The following is an 11572-nucleotide window of genomic DNA, read 5'->3' on the forward strand; positions in this document are numbered from 1 at the left end:
GCCCGGCTGCCCGCCCTCTCCGCTGAGGGGTGATGCGGGGGTTCCGGTCGGGCCTACAGGGGATGATGACCTTTTGCTTTGCCGAGCGGTGATGAGCACGCCCTTCCCTGACCCTCAAAGTCCGGCCGTCTTCAGCACGAGCCACCAGAACACATCGCCCCAGAAGAAGGCTATGAGGAAACCGATGAAGATGCTCGGGGCGAAGGGCATGGCCTTTTTCCTGAGGAACCTGTTCTCGATCTTTCCCTCCTCCACGAGGGCCTTAAGCTTCTCTATCTGCTCGCGCGAGAGCCCCTCGGCCGTAGGGGACGCGATCACTTCACCCCTCACCGGGGACGTGAGCACGCTTAGATCTCCCTCCTTAATGGCCCTCACGAGCAGTTCAAAAAAGCCGGAGCGCTCTCTCCTGACCTCACCGTTCTCGATGTAGATGGTCTCCCCGAGGATGTCCCACTCCCCCAGCTCCTCAACCGTTACCTCCTCCACGAGGGCCTCCTCGCGGAGAACCCTGACGACGGAGAAGAAGACCTTGAACAGGTAAAGCACGACGGCGAGCTTTAGGAAGCCGTAAGCTGCATCAAGTCCGAGGAGGTACGTGAGGTAGGCGAGGGAAGCCAGACCGATGCCATCACCGACGCGCCGGTACTTTCCAAAGATGAGGATGGTGACTATCGTTAGAAGGTAGCGCACGGGGGCGGGAAGAGTCCACCCTGCCCTCTGGAGAAGAACTGAGACCGCTACTCCGGCCATGAGCCAGAGCGCCACTTCAACGGAGAGGTTTGCCTTCTCAAAGAGAACCTGTCTGAGTTTTTTGGTCTTTTTCCTCGCTATCAGCACACCGAGGGCGTAGGCGAAGAGAAAGGGAAAGACCGCGAGGATGCTGTTGAAGAGTACTGCAATCGGGTAGAGCGGGTATCTGACTTCGTACGGTGCGACAACACGGGCATAATGGAGCGGGTACGGCAGGAGGGCCGAAAAGCCGGCCAAAACGAGAACGTCGCCTGAAGCCCAGGCCCCGGCGTAGTAGAGGATCAAACCGAGAACCAGGCCAACGAAAAAGCCTATTATCCCGGCGAGAGCTACCAGGGGATTACCCGATTTCAGGCCGAGGTATAGGTAGATGAGTATCCCCGCCTCAACGGCGGGAACTGGTATCTTCGTTAGAACTGGATTAAGGGGCACTTCCTCTTCTTCCTCAAGACCCCTGAGCCTTTCGACCAGAGCGAGGAGGGGAAAAACGTGGTTGTCAAATATGAAGCCGGTCTTGAGGTCGGTGTAAGAGGTGAGGATTCCCATGAATGATCCAACTAGCAGTATAAGAATCGTAAGGGGATCCATCGGCAACCCCTCACAGGTCCTCCAGAACGTTCTTGCGGACGGCCTTTGCGTAGCTCGAAACCGTCTGCTGGAGCTGTTTTGTCGTGTCGAGAACTGTTCTAAGGGCTATTGCCACGAGTATCAGCGCGGCCGCAAGCATGAACAGGTACTCCAGAGCTGTCTGGGCTCTCCTCATGCTCTCGCCTCCACTTCTATTTCGGGATCATTAGATTTAAAAGTTTCCCCAAAACTCTTTCCGGGGGCCAAGATGAAGGTTTACAGACTGTTCGTTCGCGATGAGTACCTCGACTTCATAAAGTCGGGTGAGAAGAGGATAGAGGTTCGCGTCGCCTACCCACAGCTCAGGAGAATCCAGCCGGGGGACAAGCTCATCTTCAACGACTCGATTCCGGCAGTTGTTACAGAAGTCAAGCGCTACGAGACATTTAGGCAGGTTCTGCGCGAGGAACCCATAAAGAAAATCTTTCCCGACGAGCCGAGTTTTGAGAGAGCCGTAAAGCGGTTCCACAACCTCTACCCCAAGTGGAAGGAGAACCGCTACGGCGTGATAGCCATAAAGTTCAAGCTCGTCGGTGAGGAAAGATGAAGCACCTCGAATTCGACGGAAGATACGCGGAGGCGATACTGAAGGGGAAGAAGAGGGCAACCGTCAGGCTGGGCAGAAGGCCCAACCTCAGGGAAGGCGATACCGTTCTAATCCACGCAGGTGGCTACGCCCTCGGAAAGGCCGTAATAGAGAGGGTCGAAAGTAAGACCGTGAAGGAGCTCACCGATGAGGATGCCTTCCTCGACGGCTTTTCCAGCAGGGAGGAGCTGATTGAAGCCCTGAAGGAGCACTACAAGTACGTAAACGACGACTCCAAGGCCCACGTGGTAGTATTTCGCCTTGTGGAGAAGTTTGACAAACCCGTGATGAGCTCCGACTACGCCTACGAGGGCAACCTGCCGGTTGAGATAGCGGAGAAGGCTTTGAAGTACCTCGACCTGCCCGAGGAGGATAGAAAACTGATAGAGCTCTTCCTCAAGACCGGGAGCCTGAGGAAAGCGGCCTACAGACTTGGCGGTCTCAACAAGCGCTACTTGATAAGGGACGCACTTAGAAGGGCCTACGAAGAGCTGAAAAAGAAGGGAATCATGGGGTCGAAGGTTTAAAGGGACAGCCTCTTCCCGATGAGCCTCAGCAGTTCCCCGAGGGCCACACCGAGGGCCTCTTTGCTCCTGTACGGGTGGAGGACGTCCTCGGTGAAGTTTGCTCTGAGCACTTCAACGGCTTCCTCTATCGTGAACGCTCCCTCCAGCCATGCGTACGCTATTATTGCCTCCGCTATGTCACCCTTTCCGTGTTTGTCAGTCCTCGGCGGGACGAGGTGCCTCAGCTTCGCCCGTTCTATCGCGATGGCCAGTGATGAGTTCGGAACCCTTCCCCCCGTTGGCCGGCCCGTAAACTCACTCAGTGCGAGGGAGTAGATGAAGTTGATGAGGGAATCGCCGAGGGTCGAAAGGCCTTTGTCCTTGAAATCACGAACGTACTTCATTTGGATCACCCGAAGAAAGCTTGCATGTGCCAGAGGCCGACATAGTAGGTCGAAATCAGCAGGATAAGAGCTATGATCGAGAATATCACGCGGTTCATCTTCTCTCCAAGCACGGTCCAAGCCGGCACTGCCGGAAGGAGGAGTCTCGGTGTACTTATGGAGGGAACCCCTGTAACGAGATACTGGAGAATCACGAAGGGAGCCGAAAAGAGAAACTCTTTGACCCGCTTCTCCTTTAGCAGGATGAGGAGTCCGGCCGTGTAGGTGAGGAGAAATGCCCATGAATGAACAACCCAGTGTATGCCCCTGAGGTGGAAGTCCCTTATCCTCCAGGGCTGGTTAGTGAACCAGCTGTCCATCATCCATTTTATCTGGGCTACCGGCCCCCTCATCTTTGCATCCCACTGCTTTTCGATGTCAAAATAAACCCAGGGACTGCCACCGACTGAATTGAAAAAGAGCAGGAGGACAAGACCAAAGGCTGAAAACGGGATGAGAAACCTGATCCTCTTCCCATCCAGCAGGAAAGCGAAGATCAGAAGGCCCATTGTATACTTGGCGAGAACAGCAAGCCCGAGGAAAATCCCCGATAACTCCGGTCTCTTCTCCCTGAGATCATAGGCCAAAAGGGCGAGGGAGAGTGCCATTGCCTCGCTGTACGGTGCGGTGGTGAAGAGGACGTAGGCAGGGTTCAGGGCCAGGAAGAGGGCGGGCTTGAGGCCCCATCTCCTGAAGACGATGAGGGGCGGGACTACGCTCAGCAGGTTTACGATAATGAACGCCGCAAGCCACGTTTCTATACCCAATAGGGAAAGAAGCCTTATCGTGGCGGGAAAAAGGGGGCCAAACGCCAGCTCATGTATGTCATAGTAACCTTCATCCGCTATTTTTATGAAATGCTCCCCGTCCCACCTCATACAGAACTTTTCGATCTCAAAGTCAGCACCAGCCAACAGCACGAGCTTGGAGACTACTATTGCCACGATGAGTATGATGAACTTTTTTTGGCTGTCGCTTAACTTTACCCTCATAAAGAGGACAAGAGGAAAACTCTTTAAAAGGTTATCCCTCAATCGCGGATTTCCACGCCTCAAGTACCGCCCTCGCCCGGTCAAAGACCCTCTGAGCGGCCTTTTCAAGTGCCTCCTCCGGGCTCTCCTTTCCGTCGGTCACGATCTTGAAGCGCGGCTTTCTGGCCATGAGAATCGGATGGTCGATTGAGTAGGCCGCGAACTTGACGTGCTTGTCCTCGTGGAGTGTTTCAACCAGAAGGTTCGCGAACGTGTGGTCTTCCCCTTCAAGGTAGAACTCGAAGGTGTTACCTTCCCTCTTGATGACCTCAATCCTCATCAGCATCACCCCTGAGACGCTTTAATACCTCCTCCAGAGCCTGCTCCTTGTTCTTCACGAGTTCGTATTTAAACTTATCCTCTTTCCACTCGGCCAAGCCGAGATCAACGAGAAGCTCCAGAACTTCCTGGGGATCCATATCGAACGCTACCGAGACCGGAAGGACGACTTCCCTGATCTGTCTTGTCGTCTGAAGTGCTATCTCCGACAGCGTGAGACCCAGCCTGCGCACGAGCTCGACAATCTCGTCCCAGGGTAGGGAGGTCACCAGTTCGCCTTTGGCCTCATCCACTTCCGCCCTCTCTCCCAGCAGCTCGAGGGTTTTAAGTATAATCGGGAGGGACACGCTCGTTCCCGCCTCTCGGAATACGTCGTCGGGGGAGTAGTGGTAGAGGCCGCGCCTGTCCGGGTAGAGCTTTGCCCTCACCCTGTTGTGTATGGCCCTGATTTTGGCTATTGCCTCCCGTATCTCCTCCTTTGTGCCCTGGACGTTCACCTTTATGGAGTCGAGCTTGCCGTGGACGTATATGAACGCCGGAAGTGAGAGCCTCTGGAGTTCTTTCATGAACTCCTCCTTCTCCCTGTCGTCGCGCACGTGTATCGTGATGACGCGCTTTGCCCTCATTCAGATCACCATCTTGCGGTAGAGAGTTGAAAGCTTTCTCGTCTCGACGTTGCCGCACTTGGGACATATGAGCTTGTCCCCGCGCCGTATGAGCGGCGTCCTGCAGCGCGAGCAGAAGGCGTAAACCACACCAAGGTCGGGGGCCCGGGTAGTGAGCTGGATCGGGCTCTTCTCGTTTGAGATGACCCTCGCCCGAACTATATCACCAACTTTGAACTCCCTGCTCATATCCTCAACGAAGCCGTTCTTTACCTGGGAAACGTGTATACCCGCGAGCTTGGACGTCGCTATCTCCCTGCTCCCCTTCCCCTCGATTCTAAGGAGCTGGACTATAACTACCTGGGGTTTTACCTCCAAAACCTGAGCTAGGACAGTGTCCCCCACCTCTGGAAGCGGTGGCGTGTCGGTCACCGGTTCAACGCTTATCTCCATTTTCTCCCTGTTTATCTTGACCCTCCCGGCCCGAGTTGCGATGAGGTTTCCGTTCTCCTCTTTAACACCCTCGCCGGGCAGGTACTCCTCGATTACACCCAGATAATCCCCCGGGAGAACAAGCTCTCCTTCTTTGGCCGGTTTTTTAGCCTCCATTCCCCCACCTCCGTTGGAATTCCCCCAAAGATCTTTTAAGTCTTTGCCAGCCCGATAACCTTAAATCGTTCCCTGCCAATTAGAGACCATGTTTGGATCCTACGAGCTGAAAACCCAGTTCATAAAGGTTCCCGGGACAAAGATTCACCTGCTTGAGGAGGGCGAGTTCGTAAGGTACCGCAGGGGTGATGTCACGAGGACGATCAAAAAAAGCTCTGGTGGTAGAATAATCCTTCTCCCCGCCCCCGCCGTCGGTTATGGGGTTGGTCTTCTCATGATCAGGCTTAAGAGCCCACTCGTCGTCCCCCCTGGAGAAAAGGTAGAGGGCTACGTCAGTGCCCCCGTTGAGCTCGACGTTCTTGTGGGGGGGCTCTCAATAGACAGGTTCTCCCTTACCCGGGAAAAGTATGCCCTCTACGGCACGATAGAGGCCGGCGCCATAGCCCGTTACTGGGTCTCGGAGTTTTCAGAAAAAGAACCCGAAAGCGTTTGTGTTGTTAAGCTGAGCGTCGTAAACGCTTCCACAGAGTGGAAGGCCATTGACAAGGTGGTGTTTCCCATAAAAGGCAGCACCATGTACTACAGGGAGGGAAGGGCATACTATCCCCTCATCACGGTCAAACTCGGCAACGGTTTCCCAGAGATAAACAACACCGGTATGGCACCTGAGGACGACCTCGTAAGGGTTGGAAGCGTCAAGACACTCCCCAATTTTATCATGAGGTGGTGACCGTGTTTTCGAACCTCAGCAACGCGACCAACATAACGATAAGCCTCGGTCCGACGAAGATAACGATAGGCCTCTGGTCGGTCTTCGAGGCGGCACTGATACTCCTCTTGGGCTTTGTTGTTGCGAGGCTCCTGAGGCACCACATAGTTGAGCTCTCCTCCAGCGTGAAGCACGTGTGGATAATCAACGAGGACACCGCCAAGACCGTCCACAACATGGTGGTTCTCATAGCTCTCTTCTACGCCCTTAAGGTGCTCGGGTTGCTCGACTACAAGGTTGGCGGGTCCTCTGTCAGCGAGATCCTGAGCGCTCTCGTGGTCTTCTATTCTGTCTACGTTCTGGCCAAGAAGTCCAAGGATTACCTCATCATGCACGCGGCACCCTCCGAGCTTCCAGAGGTTCAGATAAAGGCCAAGATCCTCTACTACACCCTCATAACGATAGCGTTCTTCATAGCCCTCAACATAGCCGGACTCACCGGAAGGCTCACCACGATAATCGCGGCCGCTGGCATAACGGGTATCGTCCTCGGTTTTGCCTCCCAGACGGTCATAGCGAACTTCATCTCCGGTCTCTTTCTTTACTCCGACAAACCCCTTGAGATAGGCCAGGCGATACGGCTTGAGGTAGAGGGCAACGTTGTCGAGGGTGTCGTCGAGGACATAAGGATACTCTCCACCCGGATAAGGCAGTGGGACGGAACCCTCGTGAGGGTTCCAAACGAGAAGCTGTTCAACAGCAACATAATAAACCTCCAGAAGTTCCCGGTCAGGAGGGTGGACATCGTCGTCGGAATCGCGTACAAGGAGGACACCTCGAGGGCAATAGATGTCATCAGGCGGACTCTGGATGAGATGCCGCTCGTACTGGCCGAGCCGGAGCCCTGGATTTACGTTACCGAGCTGGGGGACAGCAGCGTGAACCTCTCCGTCAGGGCGTGGGTTCCGAGCGATAAGTGGTTTGACGTCAGAACTGAGATTGTGGAGAGAATAAAGCGCGCGCTCGACGATGCCGGCATAGAGATCCCGTTCCCCCAGAGGGTCAACTGGTTCCCGGAACCGATACGGATAAAGCTCGAGGATTCCGATTCCTCAAACACTTTTATAAGAGGTGGGGAAAAGTTTTAGTAATTCAAAGCTAGGGAAGGGTGGTGGTAGGAATGAGAATGCTTCTGATACACGCCGACTACCTCGAGTACGAGGTCAGGGACAAGGCCCTGAAAAATCCCGAGCCGATAAGCGACGAGCAGAGGAAGGGCAGGCTCGACGAAGTTCTGGCGGTTTTCATAAGCGTCGAGAAGGTTGACGAGGCAAACCCCGAAGAGGTCGTCGGGAAGGCGGTAGCCGAGATAGAGGACGTTGCGAAGCAGGTCAAGGCCGAGAGGATATTCGTTTACCCATTCGCCCACCTCAGCAGTGAACTGGCGAAACCTGACGTTGCCCTCGAAGTGCTCAAAAAGATAGAGGAGAAGCTCAAGGAGAAGGGCTACGAGGTCAAGCGCGCTCCCTTCGGCTACTACAAGGCCTTCAAGCTGAGCTGTAAGGGGCACCCGCTGGCCGAGCTCAGCAGGACGATAGTCCCGGAGGAAGGAGTCAGCAAGGAGGAGCGCAACATAGCCCTCGAGAAGGAGGAGAAAGAGTTAGTCAGCTACTGGTACATCCTCACCCCCGAGGGAGAGCTCATAGAGGTTGACAAGTTCGACTTCACCGGCCACGAGAACCTGAGGAAGTTCGTCAACTACGAGATAGCCAAGAATAGGATTGCCGACAGGGAGCCGCCTCACGTCAGGCTCATGCTCGAGCACGAGCTCGTTGACTACGAACCGGGAAGCGACGCCGGAAACCTCCGGTATTATCCAAAGGGCAGGCTGATAAAGGGCCTCCTTGAGCAGTACGTCACCGAGAAGGTCGTCGAGTACGGAGCGATGGAAGTTGAGACCCCCATCATGTACGACTTCGAGCACCCTGCTCTCGAGAAGTACCTCAACCGCTTCCCCGCCAGGCAGTACATCGTCAAGAGCGGTGACAAGAAGTTCTTCTTAAGGTTTGCCGCCTGCTTCGGCCAGTTCCTCATCAAGAAGGACGCCATTATAAGCTACCGCAACCTCCCGCTCAGGATGTACGAGCTCACAAGGTACTCCTTCAGGCGCGAGAAGAGCGGTGAGCTCTCAGGCCTGAGGCGTCTCAGGGCCTTCACGATGCCAGATATGCACACCGTCGCCAAGGACCTCAAGCAGGCGATGGACGAGTTCAAGAAGCAGTACAAGCTCAGCATGGAGGTTCTCAGGGGAGTCGGTCTCACTCCTGACGACTACGAGGTTGCCATAAGGTTCACCCACGACTTCTGGGAAGCTAATAAGGACTTCATCGTCGAGCTGGCTAAGATAATCGGCAAGCCCGTCCTCATCGAGATGTGGGACCAGAGGTTCTTCTACTTCATCCTCAAGTTCGAGTTCAACTTCGTTGACAACCTCGACAAGGCGGCCGCTCTAAGTACCGTCCAGATTGACGTCGAGAACGCCGAAAGGTTCGGCATAACCTACTACGACGAGGAAGGCAAGGAGCGCTACCCGCTCATACTCCACTGCTCGCCGAGCGGAGCCATCGAGCGCGTTATGTACGCAATCCTTGAGAAGCAGGCGAAACTGCAGGCCCAGGGCAAGAAGCCGATGTTCCCGCTCTGGCTCAGCCCGATACAGGTTAGAGTGATTCCGGTCAGCGATGACGTTCTCGACTACGCGCTCTACGTCGCCGGCAAGCTTGAAGGCGCGAAAATAAGGGTGGACGTTGACGACACCAACGACAGGCTCAACAAGAAGATAAGGAAGGCCGAGAAGGAGTGGGTTCCCTACATCATCGTCGTCGGCAAGAACGAGAAAGAGCAGAACACAGTCACCGTCAGGAGGAGGGAGGACGGCAAGCAGGTCGAGATGCAGTTGGAAGACCTCATCAGGGAAATCAGGCAGAAGACCGAGGGCTTCCCCTACAAGCCGAGGCCGTTACCGCTTCTCCTCAGCAGGAGGCCCAAGTTCAGGGGCTGAAGCCCTTGATTTTCCTTATCCCAAATCTCTCCCTTCCTGTTTTTCCAGTCTTAATGAGGAGGTATTCCTCCGGCTTGAAGTCGCGGAGCGGTGCCTTGAGGAAATATAGGTGCTCCTCGATCTGATTTCTCCCTATGAAAACCTTTGAGAGGAGAACGTAGTCGCTCAGCTCAACGATCCAGGCGGTAAAGCTCTTAGAGACCGTGTCCTTGTTCAGTGGAAGCACCATAAAGCTCTCAACTTGAAGCTTTGAGTACTGGGCCATGAGCTGGCCAAACATCTTTACGGTGGCCTCCTCACCGGCTATCTGGGTCACTCCATGGAGGGGGTAAACGATGCGCAGCAACCGTTTTCCTTGGAGTTTGGGGATTATCTTATCTTGATATATCCGGAGTATCTTGGGGTTAAGGGTTTCGGGATCAACTGAATCAAGATAGAAAACGTTCTTTTTGTCATTTCTCAGCCCGTAACGGGATCCAAAAACGTCGATGATGAAGAGCCTGTCCTCGTTGAGGCTTTCCTCGGCGTTAAGACCAGTCAGCTTGAGGTCCCGGAGGAGGTATTCAACGGGTCTGATGTAGTTGGTAATAACCACTGCCCAGTCACGCTCCACGAACTCCTTTGCCATAACGAACGGAAGCTCCCAGACGTTCGAGTATGTCTCATAGATGATAGCGAGGATGGATCCAGGGATGAAGTTTTTCATGAACTGGTCGACGGGGAATTCCTCCTCATAATCACCCGCCATGTGGACCCCCTTTGAATATTAGTTTTTTCTGCCTAAAAAGATTGTGAATAAACGACGATCAAATTAAGAAGAATGCACCAACATGTTCAAGTCATGAGCATATTCTCGATTATCTTTATTGCTTCGGCTATCCTCCTGTCCGGCCTCTCGTCGTCCTTCGGTATTTCGAGGTTTATGACCAGCCTCTCGTCCCTCTCATCTTCAAGGTCGTAAACTTCGAGCTCTTCAACCTCAACGTCCCCAAAGACGCTCTGGATTTCGGGCCCGAGGATCTTGCCCTCGTTGCCGTACACCTCGACCCTGACGACGTTGTCGGTCGTGGAGACCACAACCACTATCTCGTACTCACCGACCCGCTTTATGAAGCGTAGGGCATTACCGTATCCTACAACTTCCTCCTTGAATCCCATCTGGAGCATGGTGCTCCTTATTGAAGCAGTTTTGGCCTTTATCCGATTCATAATCCTCTCGCGAAGCTTGGCGCTCTCCTCAAGGGCCTTCTTAATTCCCTCTCCCGCTCTCTCAACAGGTCCCTCCCATATACCAACTATCTTTATACCAGAAGAGGTCGGCCTGAACTCCAGCCGGAGGGAATCGACGTCAAAATCGCGTATGTCATCTACCCTGAGCTCGCCGAGGGTCATTATGTCGAACTCTATCCTCGCGGTGCTGCCGAAGGCCCTTCCCCTGAACTTCAAGCCCATCACCACTCACGCCTCATTACCATTCCTTTAAAAACCTTCCCCCACCCAGCTTAGAGCTCGATCAATTTTTGTATTGTTCCAAGATTTCGTGAAATTTTTCCAGAATTTTCGTTTAAAATTGAAATAACTCCGGAAATCTTGGGGGTCTTCAAAAACGTTCAGCCTGTCCAGCTCCTCTCCCTGTACCTCCCCCTGCTCTCTATCTCCTCTATTTTCTCCTCGATTTCCTTCCTCGTTTCATCGCCGAGAACTTCAGCATAGCCCTCGAGAACTGCCTTAAAGCCCTCCCCGAACCAGGTGTAGTGTGTGCTCTCCATTGCCCTCTTGAGAAGGTGCAAATCAACGCCCCTCGCCTCAAGCGTTGAGTCGAAGTCAGCCAAACCAAAGTCTATAAGGTAGACCTTCCCCTCGCGGAGAATCATGTTGCTCGTTGTTAAGTCGCCGTGAACTATTCCCGCCTTATGGAGTCTTGCCACCTGTTTCCCGATTTCCCGGCAGAGGTTTAAGCGTTCTTCCATTGGGACTTCTTCCAGATGCTCCTTCAGGCGTTTTCCCTCTATGAACTCCATGACGATTGTCATATCGCGCAGGTTCACCTCGTAGACGTGGGGGCAGTTCACACCAAAGGCCTTTGCCCTGTGGAGGATTCTCGCCTCCCTAACGGTTCGCTCCTTCCTCAGCTTAACGTCTATCTCCCGGATCCTGTACCTCTTAGGAACCCTGTGCTTCACGATTACCTTCTCCTTCAGCAGGTCAACGCCGAAGACCTCTTCAAAGGTTCCCTCGTAGATTTTTGCTTCGGCTCCCTGGGCTATGAGTTTCATCACACCACCGATTTTAGCTCTCGGTTGTAGTTTTAGCCCTTTCCATAACCTCCCCCGAATTTTCCTGTCGATTGACCAAAAATTAGCCGA

Annotated in this window: 15 protein-coding genes; 5 read left to right on the forward strand and 10 right to left on the reverse strand. The window is 53.9% G+C overall.

The window, feature by feature from the left end; genetic code table 11:
- Window positions 1–114 precede the first annotated feature (114 nt).
- Together TGAM_RS05080 and TGAM_RS11035 are read right to left on the reverse strand one after the other, a co-directional pair.
- A complete protein-coding gene (locus tag TGAM_RS05080; RefSeq protein WP_015858614.1) occupies window positions 115–1338 on the reverse strand; it encodes an A24 family peptidase C-terminal domain-containing protein in 1224 nt (407 codons plus the stop codon).
- A 10-nt stretch (window positions 1339–1348) separates the two neighbouring features.
- On the reverse strand, window positions 1349–1513 hold the full coding sequence (locus TGAM_RS11035; protein WP_094745785.1) for a class III signal peptide-containing protein: 165 nt from the start codon (window positions 1511–1513) through the stop codon (window positions 1349–1351).
- Window positions 1514–1585: 72 nt separating this feature from the next.
- Between TGAM_RS11035 and TGAM_RS05085 the strand changes: the two genes are divergently transcribed.
- Window positions 1586–1924: an ASCH domain-containing protein gene (locus TGAM_RS05085; protein ID WP_015858615.1), complete on the forward strand. Its 339-nt coding sequence runs from the start codon at window positions 1586–1588 to the stop codon at window positions 1922–1924.
- The gene (locus TGAM_RS05090; RefSeq protein WP_015858616.1) at window positions 1921–2490 is read left to right on the forward strand and encodes an ASCH domain-containing protein; all 570 of its coding nucleotides are present in this window, start codon (window positions 1921–1923) and stop codon (window positions 2488–2490) included. Before TGAM_RS05085 ends, TGAM_RS05090 begins: the two co-directional genes overlap by 4 nt.
- On the opposite strand, the gene TGAM_RS05095 is transcribed toward TGAM_RS05090, so the two are convergent.
- From TGAM_RS05095 to TGAM_RS05115, 5 genes are read right to left on the reverse strand one after another with little or no spacing between them, the layout of a single operon-like run.
- Complete coding sequence (locus TGAM_RS05095) at window positions 2487–2873, reverse strand: ribonuclease III family protein (RefSeq protein ID WP_048811161.1); 387 nt, start codon at window positions 2871–2873, stop codon at window positions 2487–2489. The two genes, TGAM_RS05090 and TGAM_RS05095, sit on opposite strands and share 4 nt — an antisense overlap.
- A gap of 5 nt (window positions 2874–2878) precedes the next feature.
- Complete coding sequence (locus TGAM_RS05100; protein WP_148206270.1) at window positions 2879–3904, reverse strand: mannosyltransferase family protein; 1026 nt, start codon at window positions 3902–3904, stop codon at window positions 2879–2881.
- A 31-nt stretch (window positions 3905–3935) separates the two neighbouring features.
- The gene (locus TGAM_RS05105; protein WP_015858619.1) at window positions 3936–4223 is read right to left on the reverse strand and encodes a DNA-directed RNA polymerase subunit L; all 288 of its coding nucleotides are present in this window, start codon (window positions 4221–4223) and stop codon (window positions 3936–3938) included.
- A complete protein-coding gene (locus TGAM_RS05110; RefSeq protein ID WP_015858620.1) occupies window positions 4213–4848 on the reverse strand; it encodes a DUF2067 family protein in 636 nt (211 codons plus the stop codon). Before TGAM_RS05110 ends, TGAM_RS05105 begins: the two co-directional genes overlap by 11 nt.
- Window positions 4849–5436, reverse strand: a complete 588-nt coding sequence (locus tag TGAM_RS05115) for an exosome complex RNA-binding protein Csl4 (RefSeq protein WP_015858621.1) — start codon at window positions 5434–5436, stop codon at window positions 4849–4851. It abuts the gene before it with no gap.
- An 88-nt stretch (window positions 5437–5524) separates the two neighbouring features.
- Between TGAM_RS05115 and TGAM_RS05120 the strand changes: the two genes are divergently transcribed.
- From TGAM_RS05120 to TGAM_RS05130, 3 genes are read left to right on the forward strand one after another with little or no spacing between them, the layout of a single operon-like run.
- Window positions 5525–6166 carry a DUF432 domain-containing protein gene (locus tag TGAM_RS05120; protein WP_015858622.1) on the forward strand — a complete coding sequence of 214 codons (642 nt, stop codon included), beginning with the start codon at window positions 5525–5527 and terminating at the stop codon, window positions 6164–6166.
- A gap of 2 nt (window positions 6167–6168) precedes the next feature.
- Complete coding sequence (locus tag TGAM_RS05125; RefSeq protein ID WP_048811162.1) at window positions 6169–7293, forward strand: mechanosensitive ion channel family protein; 1125 nt, start codon at window positions 6169–6171, stop codon at window positions 7291–7293.
- Between the two features lie 32 nt (window positions 7294–7325).
- Window positions 7326–9206, forward strand: coding sequence for a threonine--tRNA ligase (locus tag TGAM_RS05130; protein WP_015858624.1), 1881 nt, complete (start codon window positions 7326–7328; stop codon window positions 9204–9206).
- Here TGAM_RS05130 and TGAM_RS05135 read toward each other — a convergent pair.
- From TGAM_RS05135 to TGAM_RS05145, 3 genes are all read right to left on the reverse strand, one after another.
- Window positions 9196–9954 (reverse strand): hypothetical protein, encoded by a 759-nt coding sequence (locus TGAM_RS05135; RefSeq protein WP_015858625.1) that lies wholly within the window; start codon window positions 9952–9954, stop codon window positions 9196–9198. The two genes, TGAM_RS05130 and TGAM_RS05135, sit on opposite strands and share 11 nt — an antisense overlap.
- 86 nt (window positions 9955–10040) lie before the next feature.
- Window positions 10041–10652, reverse strand: a complete 612-nt coding sequence (locus TGAM_RS05140) for a hypothetical protein (RefSeq protein WP_015858626.1) — start codon at window positions 10650–10652, stop codon at window positions 10041–10043.
- Window positions 10653–10816: 164 nt separating this feature from the next.
- Window positions 10817–11482, reverse strand: a complete 666-nt coding sequence (locus TGAM_RS05145; protein ID WP_015858627.1) for a Kae1-associated kinase Bud32 — start codon at window positions 11480–11482, stop codon at window positions 10817–10819.
- Window positions 11483–11572 lie beyond the last annotated feature (90 nt).

The organism is Thermococcus gammatolerans EJ3, assembly GCF_000022365.1.
GTDB classification, from domain to species: Archaea; Methanobacteriota_B; Thermococci; order Thermococcales; family Thermococcaceae; genus Thermococcus; species Thermococcus gammatolerans.